Below are 18,948 nucleotides of genomic sequence, written 5' to 3' on the forward strand. Positions count from 1 at the left end.
GTGGTCCAGGGTCACGGGCGCACGCGGGCGGCCAGCTCGTTGAGCCGGGCCGCGGTCAGTTCGAGCCAGCGCAGGTCGGCTTCGAGGTGGAACAGGGCGTGGTCGCAGATCAGCTGCTCGGCGAGGTCGCCGCCGGTCTTGCGGCGGGTCACCTCGCGCATCAGGCGCAGGTGCTCGGTGCGCTGCACGTCGAGGATCTCGTCGGCGGGGCGGCCGGTCATCAGCGCGAGGACGACCTTGGTGTACAGGACGCTCTGCAGGTAGGGCTCGGGCTTCTCAGGCTGGCTGAGCCACTCCTGCACGTCGGTGATCCCGGCGTCGGTGACCGCGTAGCGCTTGCGCTCGGGGCCCTCGCCCGGTTCGAGGCCGTCGACGACGACCAGGCCGTTCTTGAGCAGGCGGGACAGCGTGGCGTAGACCTGGCCGTGGTGCAGGGGGCGGCCGGGTGAGAAGCGCTCGTCGTAGGCGCGCTTGAGGTCGTACCCGTGTCGGGGCCGGCCTTCCAGCAGGCCGAGGAATGAGTGACCGATCGACATGCGGAGGACTGTACACCACGCGTATACATCGTGTGTATACGTGTCGTGCCTACCGCAGCGTACGTCACGGCTCGAGCGTTCGACCAGGTCAGCGCCAGGCAGGCGGCGTCAGCGGCGCAGCGCGTGCTCCAGTTGGGCCTTGGTCATCGAGGAGCGGCCCTTGATGTTGCGCCGCCGCGCCTCCTCGTACAGCTCGTCCCGGCTGAGCTCACCGGCCGCCGGTGCGGGCGGCATGGACAGCATCCGGCCGGACTTGATCTCCTTCTTGGCCCTGGCGCGCGCCCGCTTGGCCTCCATCGCCAGGATCTCCTCGGTGCCGGGCACCCGGCTGGCCTTGGCCTCCGCCTCGCCGACCTTGCGCTCCATGGTGCGCACCGACGAGGTGACGTGCTTGCGGCGGCGGTCGCGTTTCTCCTCCGGGTCCTGCGGCATGACGTTCCCCTTCCACGAGGCCACCGGCACGGCGCCGGGGCGAAGGCACTCACCTCGACCATCGTCGCGCGAACCCGGCCCGCCGCGGATCCGAACGGTCCACCTGACCTGGGACTACGTCGCCGGCGTCAACCGCCGGCCGCGCTCCACTCGGTCCACCGGGTGACGTCGACGGCCAGCACCGGACCCGGCGGCGGCTGGGCGACGTACTGCGGGTAGCGCTCGGCCAGCAGGGACAGGGCGGTCGTCGCCTCGGACTCATCGGCGGCCAGGATTCGGGCGGTGCCGTCGGCGCGGACCCACCACAGCGCCGACCAGTCGTCGGCGTAGTGGTCGGCGAGCAGGCACACCCGCGGATCCGCTGCGACGTTCGCCAGCCGGCGCAGGGCGAGGGTGCGTTTGGGCTTGCGGTCCACGGCGCTGTAGACGGTGTCCCCGGCCAGCGCGAAGACCACCGGCACCAGGTGCGGCGCGCCGGACGGGCCGACCGTCGCGAGCCGGGCGACCCGGGCGGACGCGAACCGCTGCCGGGCCGTGCTCATCCCTTGGTGTACGTGCCGATCGCGCGCTCCCAGTCGTCCAGCGCCCGCTGCACGACCGCCTCGGGACCGGACGGCAGCCAGTGCATGGCCCGGCGCACCCCGGCCTGGTCCAGTTGCGCCAGCACGCCCGGGTCGGCCGGCACGGACATGACCTGCACCTGGACCGGCCGTTCGGCACGGGCGCGCAGCTGCGCGATGCGGTCCAGCACGGCGGCGTCCTCGCCCCAGTTCGGCAGCCAGCCGTCGCCGAAGGCCAGCACCCGGTCCAGCACCGTCGGGCCGGTGCCGCCGACCAGGATCGGCGGGTGCGGCCACTGCGCGGGTTTCGGATACGACCAGATCCGGTCGAAGTTCACGTGCTCGCCCGCGTAGCTGGCCTCGTGCCGGGCCCAGATCTCCTTCATCGCCTCGACGCGCTCGGCCAGGATCGCCATGCGCACCTTCGGATCGGTGCCGTGGTTGCGCATCTCCTCGCGGTTCCAGCCGGCCCCGACCCCGAACTCGAACCGCCCGCCCGACAGGTGGTCGACGCTGGCCACGGCCTTCGCGGTGTGGATCGGGTCGCGCTGGATGATCAGGCAGATGCCGCTGCCCACGCGCAGCCGCGAGGTCGCGGCCACGGCAGCCGTCAGCGCGACGAACAGGTCGTAGCTGTGCCAGTACTTCGGCGGCATCTCACCGCCCGGGTAGGGGCTCTCCCGGCTGGCGGGGATGTGGCTGTGCTCGGCGAAGAACAGCGCGTTCTGACCGCGGTCCTCGACTAGCCGGGCCACCTCGCCCGGACTCATGCCGTCATGGGTCGGGAAGTATCCGACGCCGAACTCCATACCGTCCCCCGTCCGTGCAGCCGCCAGTCAGCATATGCACTTGTAACGGTCGTTAACCGGCATATCGGCGGTCACGAGTTGTGCAGGTCGTTCCGCTTCAGCCAGGTCGACGGCGGTCGTCGGCACGCTGCGCCAGGCGTCGGGCGGACTAACGTTCGATCATCTGCATCTGGGCTTCGGTGTGATGGCCGCCCTCCGCCGGGGTCAGCCCGTCCAGCACGGCGAGCTGCGCGGGGTCGAGTTCGACGGCGTCGGCGGCGGTGTTCTCCTCCACCCGGTCGACGCGCTTGGTGCCCGGGATGGGCACCACGTCGCCGCCCCTGGTCAGCAGCCAGGCGAGCGCGACCTGCGCCGGGGTCGCGCCGACCTGGTCCGCGACGGCCTGCACCTCGTCGGCGATGTGCAGGTTGCGGGCGAGGTTGGTGCGCACCGAAGCCGGACGCGACCCGTACGACCGGGCGCTGACCGACCTGATCGGCGAGCTGTCGACCCGCAGCGAACGGTTCCGCACCGCGTGGGCCGCGCACAACGTGCGCCAGCACCGCACCGGCGTCAAACGCCTGCACCACCCCGACGTCGGCGACCTGACCCTGGCCTACGAATCCCTCGAGGTGACCGCCGACGCGGGCCTGCGCCTCAACGCCTACACCGCCGAACCCGGCTCACGGTCCCAGGAAGCCCTGAACCTCCTCGCCAGCTGGACCGCCCCGTCGAACGCCGACCTTCACCAGGCATGAGGAGCCGATCATGGAACTGAAGCCGGTCGCGGCCACCGTCAAGACGCCAGCACAGAACTTCACCGGCGACGTCTACCTGACGCCCATCCACAGCGCCACCGCACCGTCGCACCTGACGGTCGCACTCGTCCGCTTCACTCCGGGCGCCCGCACCAACTGGCATGTCCATGCCGTGGGCCAGACGCTGCACGTCACCGAAGGCGTCGGACTCGTCGGCACTCGCGACGGCACCGTGCTGCGCATCCGCGCCGGTGACACGGTCGTCTGCCCGCCGGGCGAGGAACACTGGCACGGCGCGACCGCCGACACCTTCATGAGCCACCTCGCCATGCTGGAGACCCTGCCCGACGGCGGCGACCCCACCACCTGGCTCGAACCCGTCCCGGAGGAGCTGCACCGGAGCGCGGGTCGGCCCGGAGCCGGTGCTCCGACACCAGCCGACCGGCGCTTCAGTTGTCGGCGCGGTCTTCCGGCAGCGGCGGTGGCCGGCCGCCGACGATGATCGCCGCCGACGCCAGCGGGCCGGTGTCACGGCCGCCGACCAGCTCCCAGGAGCGGGCGATGCCGATGATCACCAAGGTCACCAGGGCGTATCCGATGAGGTCCAGCGGTGTGCCGTCGCCGGGCGCGCGCAGGACGGCGTATCCGCAGACGAGCTCGATGCCGAAGATGAGCAGCAGCAGGAGCATGAGTGCCAGCTGCCGGATGCCCTGCCACAGGTTCGGGCGGTCGGTGAGCATGGACCGGACCGCGGCGGCGACGAACAGCAGGCCCACCGCCCCCGCCACGATCGCGGGGTAGCCGATGTTCGTACCGGGAACGAGGGCGAACAGGGAGACCGCCAGGGCGTTGGTGAACGCGATGAGCGCGGCTCCGGCGCGGACCTGCCGGGTGAGCCGGTGCTTGGAGGTGTTGATCCGGGCCACCGAGATGGCGACGAACAGCAGTCCCGTCAGCGCCCCGGTGGTCCCGGCGAGCGCGGCCAGGAAGTCGCGGTACGCCCCGTCCACCATCCCGCCACTGTACTTTGGATCTTGAGCGCGCCGGGGCGAATCGACGCCTCGGCAAGCACCGATCATTTGGTCACATGCGTCCGGGCAGGGCGGCAGGTCGGGTCTCTGCCTAAGCGTCCGCGGGCAGGGTGGCCAGCCACTCCCCCGGGGTCAGCGAGGCCGGTGCGCGGCCCTCGCGGGCGAACAGGTTCGCCCAGCGTCGGGCGTTCTCGTTGTAGGGCGCGCTCAGCCCGTGCAGCCGTGCCACCAGCACGATCTCGCCGCTGAGATAGTCGGCTTCGATGTGTCCGGTGCCTCGGGCGAGGCTCTGCCAGGACGAGCCGCCGCCACGGGAGTCGGCGACGGCGGCCTTGAGGATGTCGGCACGGCGCTCGTCGTCCTCGTCCTCGGGCGTGTACGCGATCCCGGCCGCGTCGAGCACGGCCGCCGCCTCGGCCCGGATCCGGCCGACGATCTCCCGTACGCCCGCGGTCCGGCCGCACACCGCGTCGACGGCGTTGCCGACGTTGCGCAGCAGCTTGCCGTACTTCCAGCGCATGATGTCGGGGCGCGGCACGCTCTCGTACCCGGCCGCTCGGAACGCGGCCGCGATCGACTCTGCGGTCGCGTCGGTGCCGGACGGGAAGCGGCCGATGTCGAGCAGGCCGGGGACCGGGTGGCAGTCCGCGCGGACGATGCCGGGGGTCAGGTGCGTGGTGGGCGACATGACGCAGACGCCGTACACGTGCTCGAAGATCCGAAGGGCCTGCCGCTCGTTGTCGACGCCGTTCTGCAGACTGACGACCGGGGTGGCGGCCGGCGCGTACGCCGCGAGTTCGCGCAGCGCGGCCTCGGTGTCCTGGCCCTTCACGGCGAGCAGCACGACGTCGCCGTCCTGCCAGCCGATCTCGGCCGGGCCGGACACGGCCGGGATCGCCATGGTGCGCTCACCGCCGACGTCCTGCAGGGTCAACCCGTGCTCGCGCAGCGCGGCCAGATGGGCGCCGCGGGCGACGAGGACGACCTGCCGGCCGGACCGGTGGAGGCACGCGCCGAGCACGCCGCCGACCGCGCCGGCCCCGTAGACGATGAACCGCATCCGGCCAACCTACCCGGGCTGCGGCGGGGGCGGTGCTCCCGGCGGACGGTGGCCGCCGGAACGGGGCGTGCCCGGCGGCCACCGCGGCGCACACCGGCCGGGCTGGGGCCGGTGTGCGCCGTCAAGGGGGCGGGTCACTCCACCGGGTGGCCGCCGTCGCCGTCGACGATGATGTCCATCTCGCCGTTCTGGGTGAGGTCGACCATGGTCACGTCGGGCTGCCCGTCGCCGTCGGTGTCCGACTGGAACAGGTCGGCCTTGCCGTCGCCGTCGGTGTCGATGGCCCACAGGTCGGGCTGCCCGTCGCCGTTGGTGTCGAGGGCGAGGATCTCGTCGTGGCCGTCGCCGCGGGTCTGCACAGTCTCCGTCATGCCGGGCCCGATACCCGGGCGCGGCGCGGTTATGCCCGGTCACTGCCGCCAGTACGCGGTCACGCCGCCGGTGACGGGGGTGCGGTCCGCGCCGGGCGGTCCGAGCCGCACCAGCACCGGCCCGCGCGGGGCCGCGGACACACCCGATCTCATCCGGTACGCCACTTCGCGGGTGAGCAGTTCCGGCTGCCGGCGCTGTCTGGCGAGCAGTCCCAGGGTGACCCGCACCTGCAGGTCGGCGAAGGCCGCGCCCAGGCAGCGGCGCGCGCCTATGCCGTACGGGAAGAACTCGTGCGGGCGGGGGCCGGTCGCCGCGTCGAGCCAGCGCCGGGGTAGGAACACCTCGGGCTCGGGATAGGACTCCGGCCGGTGGTGCTCCACGATCGAGGCGGCCCACAGCATCGCCCCGCGCGGCACGGCGGCGGATCCGGCGATCTCCACGTCGCGCACCACCCGCCGGGGCAGCGATATCGGCACGGCGGGCAGCAGGCGCTGCGACTCCTTGACCACGGCGTCGAGCACGGTCTCGTCGGTCAGGTCCAGCCCGAGCGGTCCGGCCGTGCCGGACCCCGCGGGGCGGGCGATGATCGTGAGCAGTGCCCAGGTCAGCGTGAGCGCGGTGGTCTCGAACCCGGCCGAGAAGAAGGCGTGCAGCTCCCCTGCGATCTCCGAGGTGCTCAGGCGTTCGCCGTCCTCGCCGGTGGTGTTGCAGACGATGGACAGCGCGTCCCACCGTGGCGGTTCCTGCCGGCGCTGCTCGATCAGCTCGGCGAGCCGTTCGTAGGCGGCCGCGACCCGCCGCACCCAGCGCCCGTACGGGGTCCAGGCGGCATCGTGGCGGAACAGGATCACGGCCGGGTGGGTGATCGACGCGGTGAGGCTGAGGATCAGCGCGGCCAGTTCGCGGTTCTCGGCGCTGTCCGGCAGCCCGAGCATGCCCCGCAGCAGGTTCGTCATGGAGATCTCCAGGAACTCCGCGGCCATGTCGAACGGCTCGTCGCACGCGGCGGCGTCGGCGAACCTGCTGTGGTGGAAGGTATCGGCGAAGATCTCGCGGTAGTGGTCCATGGCGGACTTCTGGACCACGGGCATGAGCAGCCGCCGCCGGCGGCGGTGCTCGTCGCCGTTCGCGGTGATCACCGCGTCGAACATGCCGGAGAACGTTCGTCCCTTCGGCAGGTCGAACAGCTCCTCGCCGGCGCGGTGGAAGGTGTCGTTGTCGGTGAACACCTGACGCACCGCCTGCTCGCCGGTGACCAGCACGACGGAGCCGTGGCCACGGGTGACGGGGATGACAGGCTGGTCGTGGAACGGGGCCATCACCCGGGTGGCGTAGTCGGCGGAGGTCGCCATGAACTTCAGGTTGTTGACCAGCGGCACGCCCTTGGGCCCGGCGGCGTCCAGGCGCAGTGACATGTCGAACATGCGGGGTCTACGCTCCGTCATCTGCGCAGACTATGACGCCCTTCGATGACGCAGGCATCGTCGAACGGCTATATGGCGTGCGCTGATCGTCGCCTGGCGGTCGACCGCACCGGGCCGAATCGGCACGAAGTTCCTCATCCGCGCCACCACCTACCGGCGGGGGAAGGCGTCAACTGTATGGGGCGCTCGAACCGCTTCCGCGAACGTGACGACGGGGGTCGACATGATCATGAATGACAGGACCGTGCTGGTGATCGGGGCGAGCGGTCAGCAGGGCGGCGCGGCGGCCAGAGCGCTGCTGATACGCGGCTGGGACGTGCGGGCGCTGGTCCGCGATTCCGGCACGCCCACGGCGCAGCGGCTGCGGGCCACCGGAGCGCGGCTGGTGCCGGGTGACCTCGACGACCCCGGGTCGCTGACTGCCGCGATGAGCGGCGTGCACGGCGTGTTCCTCGCGCTGCCCGTGCTGAACGGGCCGCTGGTCACCGCCGAGGGCGTGGCGGCGGAGCAGCGGCGCGGGTTCTCCGTCGTCGAGCAGGCCGTCCGGACCGGGGTCGAGCACCTGGTCTACAGCTCGGTCTTCGGCGCGGACAGCGGCACCGACATCTCCTTCTACGACAGCAAGGCCGCCATCGAGAACCGCATCCGCACCCTGGGCGTGCCCGCGACGGTGCTGCGGCCGGTGACCTTCATGGAGACCTTCACCACGCTGACCCGACCCGCGATCGTGGCGCGTGAGGTGATCCTGCCGCTGGCCCTGCACCCGCAGACGCCGCTGCCGCTGATCGCGGCCCACGACATCGGCGAGTTCGCCGCCGTCGCCTTCGAACACCCGGACCGGTTGCGCGACACCGTCCTGGAGATCGCCGGCGACGTGCTCACCGGACCGGAGGCGGCCGCCGCCTTCGGTCGCGCGGCGGGCCTGCCCGGCCGGTTCGCCCGGCTGCCCGCCGAGAGCCTGCGCGCCTTCGACCCCGAGCTGGCCCGAATGTTCGCCTGGATCGACTCCCGCCCCGCGGTGCCGAAGCCTGCCGCTCTGTTCGACCTGCACCCGGACCTGATGACGCTGGAGACCTGGATCGGCACGACCACCGCCTGGCGCGGCGGCCACCTGCCCTTCGGTGGCTGGGTCGCCTGACCGGCTGCGACCGCACCGCTCCCACGCCGTATTCGCCCAGCTGATGGTGTTCCGCCTGTTTCCAGCGTTAGGTGTCAGCACCGATGTCGCCGCGACGTGGGCTTCCTAGACTTCGGCACGCCGATCAGTCACGTATGAGGGAGTGCAGATGAGACCGCGGTACGTTCGGCGGCCATGGCCGGGGCGTGAAGTCGCCGCATCCCCGCCAAGCGACCGCGGCCGCATGTCCACGCCGCGTCGGCTCGGCCCGCTGGCACTCGCTGCGGCCACCGTGCTGACGATGGCGCTCGGCGCCTGCTCCGACAATGCCCCGGCCGCGAAAAGTCCGCAGGTGCAGCTCACGCTCGGCCCTTCCGCCACACCCGGCGACGCACCGGCGTCCGCACAGGCCCAGACCGTCGCCCCGACGCAGCCGACCGTCAAGGCACCGCCCTCGACACCGACCGGGCCGACCATCACCAACCTGGCCGTGACCGGTATCCGGTGCGACGAGTTCACTGACGCCGGCGGCTGGATCGGCTACGTCGACGTCAAGTGGAGCATCGCCCGCGGTGACAACGTTCAGCTCTACGGCCCCAAGTCCACCGACTTCCTCGGCGGCTACGACGCTGGCGGCACTTCCGCCACCTTCCAGCTCGTCTGCGAGCCGAACACCTCGTTCGTGATCAGGGCCGTCCCGCAGAAGGGGTCGGCGTCAGGCACTCGCCGCGATTACCACGGCAGATGGCCCGACTCGCCGCGGACCACGGCGCTCACCGTGACCAGGGGCAGCTGTGTCGTCGGCCTCGGTGACATCACGGTGACATGGACCTCGAAGGGCGCCGGTGGCGTACGCATCCTCGTCAACGGCGCCACATTCCCCGACACCGCCAACGGCACCAGGAAACTGACGAACCAGACCTGCGGCGTGGGCAAGAGCTATCCGATTCGGGTGACCCCATACCGAGGCGAGGTCGCGGGCCGATACCTCGAAAAGCCGGTGACCTGGTAGCTGGAGCAGGCAATACGAGCCCATCCTCCGACCTCGACCACACTTGGACGCAGACCCGGGACGGAGCCGGGCTACCAGGCCGCCGCGCCGGAGAACGACGTCGGGTCAGGCCGGTAGCCGAGCGCCTGGCGGGCCGCGGTGATGTCGAGCGTCCGCTCCACGGCCAGATGGCTGATCGCATAACGGGTCAGCCGGGGCGGGCGCCGGGACCGGGCCAGCCGGTACAGCCCTTCGGCGGCTGTGGCCAGCGGCCACACCGCGGGCAGGGGCAGGTACACCGGCCGGGCGGCGACGCCGCGGGCGGCCAGGATGGCGCGCAGAGCGTCGTCGAGCACGACGGGTGCGGCGTCGGTGACGTTGAAGACGCCCCGCTCGACCGGACCGCATGCGGCGAGCGCGCAAGCCTGTGCCAGGTTGCCGACCGAGGTCAGGCTGATCGGCTGCCGCCCGTCGCCGACCGCGGGCAGCCACCGGCCGCGAACCGCGGACAGCACGCGGGGCAGCAGTGTGGTGTCGCCGGGACCGTAGATCGCGTGCGGTCGCAGCACGATCGCGGGTCGGTCCATGGCCGCGGCGAGCACGACCCGCTCGGCCGCCGCCTTGGACTCGCCGTAGGCGTTGAGGTACCGGCCCGCTGGGGCCTGCTCCTCGGTCGCCATGACCGTCGGCCGCCTCGGGTCGTACACGCTGGCGGTGCTGACGTGCACGAACCGCGCCTGCGGCCAGGTGGCCAGGGCGTGCCTCGTGCCGTCCACGTTGACGGCGAAGAACTCGCGGCGCGGTCCCCAGTCGGAGACGGTGCCCGCGCAGTGCACCACCGCGTCCACCGCGGGCGGGTCCGCCAGCGGACCCCCGGTCAGGTCCCATCGCCGGTAAGCGGCCGAGCCGAGGTGGCCGGGCGCGGGCGAAGGGCGGCGGCCGAAGCCGACGACGTCGTGGCCCGCTCCGGTCAGCGCCCGGCACACCGCGCCGCCGACGAAGCCGGACGCGCCGGTGACCGCGATCCTCACCGGCTCGCCGGGTTCACCAGGTCGCGCAGCGCCGCCCGGTCGACCTTCCGGCCGCGGCCGGAACGGGGCAGGCGCGGCAGCACGACGACGGTGTCGGGCAGCGCGTCGTGGTCGATGATCCCGGGCAGTTCACGCCGCAGCCGGGCGGGCAGCGCGGCCGACTCGGCCGGGTCCGCGGCGACGACGGCGAGCACCACCCGCTCGTCGCCGTGTTCCGGGTCGGGCACCCCGACGTACGCGGCCTCCGCGACGCCGGGCAGCGCGGTGACCGCGGGTTCGTAGAGTCCGGGATAGAGGTTGAACGAGCCCCGGATCAGCATGTCCTTCTTGCGGCCGAGCAGCACCAGGCGGCCCGACGCGTCGAGGCGGGCGAGGTCGCCGGTGGGCAGCCAGGGCGACGGCGGCTCGCCGAGGTAGCCGGGGCTGCGGTTCGGCCCGGCCAGCAGCAGCTCGCCGTCGGCGGCGACGCTGACCCGTACCCCGGGCAGCGGCTCCCCGAGCAGGTCGCCGGTTTCCCCGCCCGCCACGTGGGCGATCTTGTCGGCTGCGGTGGCCACCGCGACGGGCAGCATCTCGGTCATCGCGTACACCGACAGCACCTCGGCGTGCGGGGCGGCCGCGACGGCCCGGCGCAGCACCCCGGCGGGCGCGGGCGCGGAGCCCAGCAGGATGTGCCGCAGGCTCGGCGGCAGCGGGCCGGTGGCCGCGTCGAGGACCTCGGCCAGCCGCACCGGCACGCAGTAGGTGTGGGTGGCCTGCCGCTGCCGCAGGTGCTCGCCGAACAGGGCCGCCGAGCCGGTCAGCGGCGGCAGCGACCAGCGCGCGCCCGAGGCGAGCGTCGGCAGGCCGAGCATCAGCTGGTCGGTGTGCACGACGTCGCCGGGGCCGAGTGGCACCCGCTCGCGCAGCAGCCCGAGCGCCGCAGACAGCGACGCCCCGGTGTGCACCACGGCCCGCGGGTGGGCGGTCGTGCCGGAGGTGAAGATCACCGCGGCCGGGGCGTCCGGGTCGGTGAACGAGTCCGGCTCGGCGGGCAACGTCGTGAGCAGGCCGTTCAGTGACAGCGCGCCCGCGGGCACGCCGGGCAGCCGGCGTCCGGTATAGACGTGGCGGGCCACGTCCAGCGCGGACAGGTTCGGCAGCAGCAGACCCCGGCGGCGGGCGTACGCCCGGACCGGGGCCAGCCGGCTCGCCGCGTACAGCAGGGACTCGGCGGCCGACCAGCGCGGGCGGGCCAGCCGCATGCGGGCGGTGAACATCTCCGGCCCCGCCCCCGGGTCGGCGAAGATCACGCAGCCCCCGGCGGCGACCACGGCGATGGCCAGCACCAGCGACTCCGGCGACGGGCGCACCGAGAACAGCACCCCGTCGCCGGGGCGCAGCCCGTTCTCGCGCAGCCCGTGGCGCACCGAGAGCACCTGCCGCCGCAGCTCGCCGTAGCTCAGCTCCGCGCCGTCCCCGGCGACCAGGGCCACCGCCGACGGGGTCCGCGACGCCTGCGACAGCACCTTCTCCACCAGGCTCACCGGCCCACCACCAGCTCCCGGTAGGTCGGGATCAGCACGCCGCGTGCGGCTGACCGGCGCAGGATGCGCAGCGGCGCGGCCGCCAGCACGGTGCGGGCCACCGCCCGGATCTCGGCCATCGCGAGGGGGTAGCCGATGCAGAAGTGCGGGCCCGCGCCGAACCACAGCCGCCGCAGTTCGGGCGGGTGCGGCCGGTCCAGGTCGAACGGCCCGTACGCCTGGCAGCAGTTGTGCGTGGCGAGCAGCACCCGGTCCCCGGGCCGGACCGCCACCGCGCCGATCGCGGCCTCGGCGTGCACGCTGCGCAGCATCACCGGGGTCGGCGTGCTCACCCGCATCGCCTCGTCGACGGCGGGGTCCAGCAGCGTCGGGTCGGCGGCGACCCGGTCCAGCTCGCCGAAGTCGTGCAGCAGCGCGATCAGGCGGGGCACCAGCGTCGCCACGGTCTCGGTGCCGGTGAGGAAGAACGCGCCCGCCGCGCCGCGCGCCTCGGCCTCGGAGATGCCCAGCGCCCGCATCCGACCCATGACGGTGGCTTCGTCCCCGGCCCGGTAGGCGCGTGCCGCGACGTCGCCGACCGGTGCCAGGACCTCGCGGGCGCGGCGCGCCTGCGCCGGGGAAAGGATGCGGGTGCGCAGGGTCACCATGGACACGATCTGCTCGCCCCGGTGGAACATCTGCCGGTGGTCGTCCTCCGACCCGGACTCCAGCCCGACGACGGCGCAGATCACCGCGCCCGCCATCACCCGCATCGTGTCGACCAGGTCCACCGGCTCGCCGCGGCCGAGCCGGCCGGACAGCGCCGCCAGCGGCCCGGCCAGCACCTGCGCGCACAGCCGGTCGGCGTAGCCCGGGGTGAACAGCTCGGCGAGCCTGCCGCGCAGGGCCCGGTGCGCCGGGCCTTCCATGTTGAGCAGCACCGACGGGCCGAGGATCGGGGTCCACAGGTCGCCGGACGACCCCGGACCGTCCTTGCGAAACGTCTCGCCGTCCAGGAGCACCTGCCGGGCCAGGCCCGCGTCGTTGACCACCACGCCCAGGCCCGGCACCCGCACCACCGGCCCGCGCCGGGCCAGCAACCGCAGCAGCGGGTACGCGAACGGGTGCGCGCGCCGGTAGAGCCGGCGCTCCCAGGTGCCCGGGTTCACCGGATGTCCACCCGGTCCGGGGTGTAGCGGTGGTCGGCGTACCACGCCAGGGTGCCGATCAGGCCGTACGCGCGCAGCCGCCGGACGGAGCCGTGCACCAGCACGTCGCGGCGCAGGCCGTAGTCGCGGGTCAGCCGCCGCACCCGGTTGACCAGCGCCCGGTCCTCATGGACGTCCTCGATGCGGGTGCGTGGGAAGCCGCCCGCCGCCTCGTAGAGCTCGGCGGTGATGGCCAGATTGCAGCCGGGCATCATCACGTACGGGCCGACGTACGCCGGATCGCGGTTGCCAGGCCGGAAACGGCCGAACGCCGCCGCGGTCGACACCACCGCGGGCAGCAGACGGCGCTCCCACCAGCGCAGCCGGAACTCGTCGGCGCGGGGACGCAGCGGGCCGCTGAGCATCCGCAGCCCGGCGTCGAAGCCGCGGCGCACCGCGGCGATCCAGCCGGGCGCGGGCAGGCAGTCGGCGTCGGTCCGGGCCAGCAGCGTCGCACCGTGGGCGATGGCGTACCGCATGCCGGTGTCCGCCGCCGCCCCGGTGCCCTTCACCGGCTCGGTGATCACGTGCAGGTCGAGGCGGTCGGCGAACCCGGCGGCGATCGACGCGGTCGCGTCGGTGCTGGCGTTGTCGACCACGACCACCGTGAACGCGGTATCGGTCTGCTCGGTCAGCCGGTGCAGCGTCGCCCCGATCGAGCGCTGCTCGTCGTACGCCGGGATGACGACCCACAACCGGTGGCCCATCACAGCTCCGCGAACATCACGCCGAGGCTGACGCCGCCGGCCAGCCCGATCAGCGCGACCCGGTCGCCGGGCCCGCAGCGTCCGTCCTGGATCGCCGTGGCCAGCTGCAGCGGCAGCGTGACGCTGGCCAGGTTGCCGTGCTCGGGCAGGGTGACGACGAGCCGGTCGGCCGGGATGCCCAGCCCGGCCCGCAGCTGCTCCAGGTAGGGCAGCGCGACCTGGTGCACGCACACGACGGCGAAGTCGTCCCAGCTCAGGCCGGTGTCGCCGAGCGCCTCCAGGAACAGCCGGGCGCCGTTGCGCACGAACACGTCCCGCAGCCGCCGCCCGTCGCCGCTGAAGAACGTCGCGTCGGGATCACGCGGGTGCATGGTGCCGCCGGCGGGCAGGGTGCCGACGTCCCAGGCGGTGGAGTCGGCGGCGAAGCGCCGGTGGAACACCCCGGCCGAGGTGGCCGGTTCCAGCAGCATCGCCGCCCCGCCGTCGGACAGCGTGTACCCGGCGAACGCGTCGATGAACTGGGCGCGGTCGCGCACCTGCCAGCGGATCGCCCGGGACGGCACCTCGCCGGAGCAGACCAGCACCCGGCGGTGCTGCCCGGTGACGATCAGCGCCTCGGCGAGCTGCACCGCGTTGAGGAAGCTGTTGCAGGCGTTCTTCACGTCGAACACCGGGCAGCTCGCGCCGAGCTTGGCGGCCACGATGTGCGCGGTGGCGGGCTCGATCAGGTCCTGCGAGGCCGACCCGAAGATGATCAGGTCCACGTCGGACGCGGCCAGGCCGTGCCCGGCCAGCAGCTTCTCCGCGGCCGCCACGGCCAGGTCGGAAGCCTGCACGTCGTCGGCGGCGTAGTGCCGGTGCCGGATGCCGGTCAGCCGCTCCACGATCGTGGGATGCGGGACGAACCCCTGGCTGTGCTCGGCGATCCGGCGCTCCACCTGTGCGCTGCTGACGCGCACCGGCGGCAGGTGCGCCTCCACCCCGACGATCCTGGCTCTCATCCCACCTCCAACACGGCCGGAGCGCCCGAGGGCGTCCCGGCATGGCCTACCATCTGAGCACGGTAGTCGGAGGGTGAAAATGCTTCAGGGTCTGGTGACCGATCACGCACAGGCCCGCAGGCACGAGGCCCGGCTGCTGCGGGCGGGCAACCCGGCGCTGTGGACCCTGCTCACCGTGGGCCGCGTGCTCGGCCCGATGGTGCGGCTGCCCCGGCTCGGCTGGGTGGTGACCGATCCCGTGCTGTCCCGGCGCATCCTCAACGACCCCGCGTTCAGCATGGTCGGCGAGGGCGGCGTCGGCGACCTGTGGGGCCAGCTGTTCGGGGCCGAGTTCGCGTCGTTCTTCGCCGGGGCGCGCCACGCCGAGCTGCGCTCGCTGGCCCGGGACATGTTCACCGAGGACAGCGCCCGGCTTCTGGTCGACCGGGTGCAGGGCCCGCATCACGCGCGGCTGCGCGCCCGGCTGGCGGCCGGCGAGGAGGTGGACCTCGCCGCGGTGGTCCGCACGACGTCGGCGTACACCGTCGCCGACCTGCTCGGGGTGGCCGTGTCCGATGACGACGCGGCGCTGGCGCTGTTCGCGTCCGCGGAGCGGCTGGCCGCGCTGGCGCTGGGCACGCAGGCGTCCACGGCGCTCGCGCCGGAGGTGCTCGCGAAGGCGGGCGGGCTGGTCGAGGCGATCACCGGCGGCGTCGAGCAGGCGTACCGCACCGGCGGGCCGGACACCATCCTGGGCCGCTGCCGCGACCTCGATCTCGGGCTTGACCTGGCGAAGGGGCTGACCACGCTGCTGGTGATCGCGGGCACCGAGACCGGCGCGTCGTCGCTGACCCGCACCGTGGCGCTGCTGCACGACACCGGCCAGCAGCACCGGCTGCTGGCCGATCCGGAGCTGACGGCCAACGCGGTGCGGGAGGGGCTGCGGGTCACCACGCCCGCGCCGGTGATCGGGCGGCACATCGCCCGCGACACCGAGATCGACGGGCGCAGGCTGCGCCGGGACGGCCGGGTGATGATGCTGACCTACGTGGCCGACAACAAGGCGGGTCCGTTCGACATCACCCGCGCGTACGTGCCGGAGACCCGGCAGCTGTGGTTCGGCGCGGGCCGGCACCTGTGCCTCGGCGCGGCGGTGGCCCGGGTGCAGCTGACCCGGCTGCTGGAGACGCTCACCGCCGACGGGCGGCCGTGGCAGGTGGTGTCCCGGGCCCCGGCCCGGCGGGTGCTGGTGCCGACATACGAGTCGCTGCGCATCCGGACCGCGGCGGCCTGAACCGGCGAAACCTTTTCGTATCCTGCGCCGTCGGCAGTGGACTTTTCACTGCCGACGGCGCTGTCGTTGCGGCGCTGCCGGGGAGCAGGGCGTGCGTGCCGTTGCCGAAAAGGTTTTCGTCCGTCATCGTGGCAGCTGTCGATGCACCGGTACCCCGGCGAGAGGAGCACGGACCCGACCTCAGCGAACAGCGGTGGCGGGCACCCGCCACCACCGAACAGCCCTGAACAGGTGAGGCACCGACCAGCCCCGCGGTGACCGGGTAGGCACGGCTCCCCCAACGGCGCGTCCCGCCGGCCGGGGAGACGGCGTGCGCCGCGGCGGCCCATGGCGGCGCCTCGCCGAGCCGCCCCTACCCGGAGGACGCGAACATGACCCGCTCCCGACTACTGTCCCTGCTCATCGTGCCCGCTGTCGTGGCCGCGACGCTGCTGGTCCCGCAGCCCGCCGCCGCGATCGTCACCTTCAGCTCGACCGCCGTCAATCAGAACGGCGGCAACTGCGCAGCCCTGCCGGGCGGCGACACCGCCAACCTGGTGCAGCTCACCCAGCAGGTCTGCAACTCCGCCACGTACCAGCGGTTCACCTTCACGCCGGTGTCGGGCACCACGGACACCTACACCGTCGCGACGTCGACCTCGGGCAAGTGCGTCGACGTCAACGGCGCGTCCACGGCGGACAACGCCACGATCATCCAGTGGCCCTGCCACAGCAACGCCAACCAGCGCTGGCGGCTGGCCCCGGTGACGGTCAGCGGCACCGACAAGACCTTCAACGTGGTCTCGGTCGGCTCCGGCAAGTGCATCGTGCCCAGCGGCGGCTCGTCGGCGGCGAACACCGGCCTCGTCCAACTGCCGTGCAGCACCGCGACGAGCCGGGTGTGGCGCCTGCCGTCGTACGTCACCGACAGCACCGGCGTCACGGTCACCAACCCCGGCAGCCGCTCCACCGCCGTGAACACCGCCACCTCGCTCGCCCTGCAGGCCTCAGGCGGCTCCGGCGGCTACACCTGGACGGCGACCGGCCTGCCGGCCGGGTTGAGCATCAACGGCTCGACCGGCGTGATCAGCGGCACCCCGACCACCGTCGCGTCGTACTCCGTCACCGCCACCGCGACCAGCGGCGGCGTCAGCGGCAGCGCGACCTTCAGCTGGACGGTCACGTCGGGCGGCAGCACGAACACGTTCACCAACCCGATCAAGGCGCAGGGTCCGGACCCGTGGCTGCAGTACTACAACGGCTACTACTACCTGGCCACCACCACCTGGAACCGCACCATCACCATGCGCCGGGCCACCACCATGCGCGGCCTGGCCACCGCCACCGACCAGGTGCTGTTCAACCTGACCAACCCCAACGGCGCGGGCACCATGTGGGCGCCCGAGTTCCACCTGCTCAACGGCCCGAACGGGCTGCGCTGGTACTTCTACTACACCGCCGGTCAGGAGCCCTACAACCTGGGCACCCAGCGCATCCACGTGCTGGAGAGCGCGGGGACCGACCCGATGGGCCCGTACAGCTTCAAGGCCGACCTGCTCGACCCGACGGCCAACAACACCTGGGAGCTGGACCCGGGCATCCTGCAGCTCAACGGCCAGCTGTACCTGCTCGGCACGTTCTACAACGGCTCCCAGCCGCTGTTCATCCGGCCGCTGAGCAACCCGTGGACCGCCAGCGGCACCCGCCGCATCCTGACCACCCCGACGCTGAGCTGGGAGACGGTCGGCGGGGCGGTCGCCGAGGGCGGTGAAGTCCTGCAGCGCAACGGCAGGACGTTCATCATCTACTCGGCCAGCCACTGCTCGACCCCGGACTACAAGCTGGGCATGCTCACCTACAACGGCACCGGCGACCCGCTGCTGTCGTCGTCGTGGACGAAGTCGCCCAACCCGGTGTTCCAGCGCTCCAACGCCAACAGCGTGTACGGGCCGGGCCACAACGGCTTCTTCAAGTCGCCCGACGGCACCGAGGACTGGATCGTGTACCACGCGAACAGCTCGACCAGCGGCGGCTGCGACATGAACCGCTCCACCCGCGTCCAGAAGATCACCTGGAACGCCGACGGCACCCCCAACCTCGGCGTGCCGGTCGCGACCGGCGTCACCCTGACGGCGCCCTCGGGAGAGCCGGCCTCGTGACCGACGCCGCCCGCCGCCACCGCGCAACGGTGGCGGCGGGCGGCCGTGCCCACCCACAAGAACCGTCCGGTACTGGAATGAATGAGCGGTTCACCGTGTGATGTCCGCTTGCAGCGGCTAACCTCGCCGCATGCCTCCCGCCAAGGTCACCGTGGCCGAGATCACCGGCCCCCGCACGGACCGGTGTCCCGTGCGCCCTGAGCGGCCGCGGGCGAGCCGCGCCAGTGGCCCGGACCTCCTGGTCGGCAACGCATCCGCACCCAGCTCCGGTGTACCGTGAGGCCCTCGTGCGGCCGCCGCCCCGCCCGGACGGCGTCGAGCCGCCAACGGGCGGCGCGCCGATCTTCAAGAGGTTCACGATTCAGTACGGCGCGGAGGGCTACACTCTCGCCCGCACGTGGTGGTGGGCCGCGTGCGTCGGCGGGAGTGGGATCCAGCTCGTCCCCGCTTCCTGCCGCACCGCCGCGACGGGGCGCGGCGGGTGCTCGCGCACCTCCCCCACCAGGGAATCTCCGAGCCGTAAATAGGTCCGGTGAGGGACGGAAAATGACCCTCGCAGCCGCGAACCGAAACGACGGCCCCGGCGTTGAACCTGCAACACCCCGCCGCTGCCGAGATGTGATGCGGAACAACATCGGCGGGACTGGAATAGGCACCACAGTGACGGTGTTCCAACGGTGCGTCACGAGGGGGGAGAAGACCATGGCAATCACCGACTACGACACGCCCCGTACGCCCGCCGTCGAGGAAGACAGCCTCGAGGAACTGCGGGCCCGGCGGGATGCGCCCAACGCTTCGGCGGTGGACGTCGAGGAGAGCGAGTCCTACGACCTGCCCGGCGGCGAACAGCTCGACGAGGAGCTGACGGTGCCGGTCGTGGCACAGCAGGCGGACGAGTTCCGCTGCACGAAGTGCTTCCTGGTCCGCCACCGCAACCAGCGGGCGGCGGCAGGCAAGGACGTGTGCGTCGAATGTGCCTGACGTAGCACGGGCGGCGGTCGCGGCCCGGGAGCGCG

Annotated in this window: 21 protein-coding genes; 7 read left to right on the forward strand and 14 right to left on the reverse strand. The window is 72.8% G+C overall.

Annotated features, from left to right (window positions below; all coding sequences use genetic code 11):
* Positions 1 to 11: 11 nt before the first annotated feature.
* The 5 genes from F6W97_RS11230 to F6W97_RS40060 all read right to left on the reverse strand — a co-directional run bounded on the left by F6W97_RS11230 (position 12) and on the right by F6W97_RS40060 (position 2,767).
* The gene (locus F6W97_RS11230; protein WP_155370187.1) at positions 12 to 536 is read right to left on the reverse strand and encodes a PadR family transcriptional regulator; all 525 of its coding nucleotides are present in this window, start codon (positions 534 to 536) and stop codon (positions 12 to 14) included.
* A 108-nt stretch (positions 537 to 644) separates the two neighbouring features.
* Positions 645 to 968: a plasmid stabilization protein gene (locus F6W97_RS11235; RefSeq protein ID WP_155370188.1), complete on the reverse strand. Its 324-nt coding sequence runs from the start codon at positions 966 to 968 to the stop codon at positions 645 to 647.
* Positions 969 to 1,096: 128 nt separating this feature from the next.
* The gene (locus F6W97_RS11240; protein ID WP_155370189.1) at positions 1,097 to 1,510 is read right to left on the reverse strand and encodes a TIGR03668 family PPOX class F420-dependent oxidoreductase; all 414 of its coding nucleotides are present in this window, start codon (positions 1,508 to 1,510) and stop codon (positions 1,097 to 1,099) included.
* Positions 1,507 to 2,337, reverse strand: a complete 831-nt coding sequence (locus tag F6W97_RS11245) for an LLM class F420-dependent oxidoreductase (RefSeq protein WP_155370190.1) — start codon at positions 2,335 to 2,337, stop codon at positions 1,507 to 1,509. The genes F6W97_RS11240 and F6W97_RS11245 overlap by 4 nt, the downstream gene beginning before the upstream one ends.
* 148 nt (positions 2,338 to 2,485) lie before the next feature.
* Positions 2,486 to 2,767: an aldo/keto reductase gene (locus tag F6W97_RS40060; RefSeq protein WP_230686584.1), complete on the reverse strand. Its 282-nt coding sequence runs from the start codon at positions 2,765 to 2,767 to the stop codon at positions 2,486 to 2,488.
* On the opposite strand from F6W97_RS40060, the gene F6W97_RS40065 reads away from it, so the two are divergent.
* Positions 2,760 to 3,074 (forward strand): MmyB family transcriptional regulator, encoded by a 315-nt coding sequence (locus F6W97_RS40065; RefSeq protein ID WP_230686585.1) that lies wholly within the window; start codon positions 2,760 to 2,762, stop codon positions 3,072 to 3,074. The genes F6W97_RS40060 and F6W97_RS40065 overlap by 8 nt on opposite strands.
* A 10-nt stretch (positions 3,075 to 3,084) precedes the next feature.
* On the forward strand, positions 3,085 to 3,576 hold the full coding sequence (locus tag F6W97_RS11260; RefSeq protein WP_155370193.1) for a (R)-mandelonitrile lyase: 492 nt from the start codon (positions 3,085 to 3,087) through the stop codon (positions 3,574 to 3,576).
* Here F6W97_RS11260 and F6W97_RS11265 read toward each other — a convergent pair.
* The 4 genes from F6W97_RS11265 to F6W97_RS11280 all read right to left on the reverse strand — a co-directional run bounded on the left by F6W97_RS11265 (position 3,524) and on the right by F6W97_RS11280 (position 6,982).
* Positions 3,524 to 4,087 (reverse strand): hypothetical protein, encoded by a 564-nt coding sequence (locus F6W97_RS11265; protein WP_155370194.1) that lies wholly within the window; start codon positions 4,085 to 4,087, stop codon positions 3,524 to 3,526. The genes F6W97_RS11260 and F6W97_RS11265 overlap by 53 nt on opposite strands.
* A gap of 109 nt (positions 4,088 to 4,196) precedes the next feature.
* On the reverse strand, positions 4,197 to 5,165 hold the full coding sequence (locus tag F6W97_RS11270; protein ID WP_155370195.1) for a ketopantoate reductase family protein: 969 nt from the start codon (positions 5,163 to 5,165) through the stop codon (positions 4,197 to 4,199).
* Positions 5,166 to 5,299: 134 nt separating this feature from the next.
* Positions 5,300 to 5,536: a hypothetical protein gene (locus F6W97_RS11275; RefSeq protein WP_155370196.1), complete on the reverse strand. Its 237-nt coding sequence runs from the start codon at positions 5,534 to 5,536 to the stop codon at positions 5,300 to 5,302.
* A 39-nt stretch (positions 5,537 to 5,575) separates the two neighbouring features.
* Positions 5,576 to 6,982: a cytochrome P450 gene (locus F6W97_RS11280; protein ID WP_155370197.1), complete on the reverse strand. Its 1,407-nt coding sequence runs from the start codon at positions 6,980 to 6,982 to the stop codon at positions 5,576 to 5,578.
* A 208-nt stretch (positions 6,983 to 7,190) separates the two neighbouring features.
* Here F6W97_RS11280 and F6W97_RS11285 point away from each other — a divergent pair, with 208 nt between their 5' ends.
* Positions 7,191 to 8,099 carry an NmrA/HSCARG family protein gene (locus F6W97_RS11285; RefSeq protein WP_155370198.1) on the forward strand — a complete coding sequence of 303 codons (909 nt, stop codon included), beginning with the start codon at positions 7,191 to 7,193 and terminating at the stop codon, positions 8,097 to 8,099.
* 223 nt (positions 8,100 to 8,322) lie between these two features.
* The gene (locus F6W97_RS11290) at positions 8,323 to 9,090 is read left to right on the forward strand and encodes a hypothetical protein (RefSeq protein ID WP_155370199.1); all 768 of its coding nucleotides are present in this window, start codon (positions 8,323 to 8,325) and stop codon (positions 9,088 to 9,090) included.
* Positions 9,091 to 9,161: 71 nt separating this feature from the next.
* Here F6W97_RS11290 and F6W97_RS11295 read toward each other — a convergent pair whose 3' ends face one another.
* Genes F6W97_RS11295 through F6W97_RS11315 form a run of 5 tightly spaced genes read right to left on the reverse strand, consistent with a single transcriptional unit; the run spans position 9,162 to position 14,521 of the window.
* Complete coding sequence (locus F6W97_RS11295) at positions 9,162 to 10,100, reverse strand: NAD-dependent epimerase/dehydratase family protein (RefSeq protein WP_155370200.1); 939 nt, start codon at positions 10,098 to 10,100, stop codon at positions 9,162 to 9,164.
* Positions 10,097 to 11,626 carry a class I adenylate-forming enzyme family protein gene (locus tag F6W97_RS11300; RefSeq protein WP_155370201.1) on the reverse strand — a complete coding sequence of 510 codons (1,530 nt, stop codon included), beginning with the start codon at positions 11,624 to 11,626 and terminating at the stop codon, positions 10,097 to 10,099. Before F6W97_RS11300 ends, F6W97_RS11295 begins: the two co-directional genes overlap by 4 nt.
* Positions 11,623 to 12,774, reverse strand: coding sequence for a cytochrome P450 (locus F6W97_RS11305; RefSeq protein ID WP_155370202.1), 1,152 nt, complete (start codon positions 12,772 to 12,774; stop codon positions 11,623 to 11,625). Before F6W97_RS11305 ends, F6W97_RS11300 begins: the two co-directional genes overlap by 4 nt.
* Positions 12,771 to 13,520, reverse strand: a complete 750-nt coding sequence (locus F6W97_RS11310; protein WP_155370203.1) for a glycosyltransferase — start codon at positions 13,518 to 13,520, stop codon at positions 12,771 to 12,773. Before F6W97_RS11310 ends, F6W97_RS11305 begins: the two co-directional genes overlap by 4 nt.
* The gene (locus tag F6W97_RS11315; protein ID WP_155370204.1) at positions 13,520 to 14,521 is read right to left on the reverse strand and encodes a 3-oxoacyl-ACP synthase III family protein; all 1,002 of its coding nucleotides are present in this window, start codon (positions 14,519 to 14,521) and stop codon (positions 13,520 to 13,522) included. The genes F6W97_RS11310 and F6W97_RS11315 overlap by 1 nt, the downstream gene beginning before the upstream one ends.
* Before the next feature lie 94 nt (positions 14,522 to 14,615).
* Between F6W97_RS11315 and F6W97_RS11320 the strand changes: the two genes are divergently transcribed.
* The 3 genes from F6W97_RS11320 to F6W97_RS11330 all read left to right on the forward strand — a co-directional run bounded on the left by F6W97_RS11320 (position 14,616) and on the right by F6W97_RS11330 (position 18,913).
* Positions 14,616 to 15,794, forward strand: coding sequence for a cytochrome P450 (locus tag F6W97_RS11320; RefSeq protein ID WP_230686586.1), 1,179 nt, complete (start codon positions 14,616 to 14,618; stop codon positions 15,792 to 15,794).
* A gap of 371 nt (positions 15,795 to 16,165) precedes the next feature.
* Positions 16,166 to 17,932 carry a family 43 glycosylhydrolase gene (locus F6W97_RS11325; protein WP_155370206.1) on the forward strand — a complete coding sequence of 589 codons (1,767 nt, stop codon included), beginning with the start codon at positions 16,166 to 16,168 and terminating at the stop codon, positions 17,930 to 17,932.
* 702 nt (positions 17,933 to 18,634) lie between these two features.
* Positions 18,635 to 18,913, forward strand: coding sequence for a DUF4193 family protein (locus tag F6W97_RS11330; protein WP_144127275.1), 279 nt, complete (start codon positions 18,635 to 18,637; stop codon positions 18,911 to 18,913).
* Positions 18,914 to 18,948: the final 35 nt, after the last annotated feature.

Origin of the sequence: Catellatospora vulcania (genome assembly GCF_009720385.1) — a bacterium.
In the GTDB taxonomy this organism is placed as follows: Bacteria; Actinomycetota; Actinomycetes; order Mycobacteriales; family Micromonosporaceae; genus Catellatospora; species Catellatospora vulcania.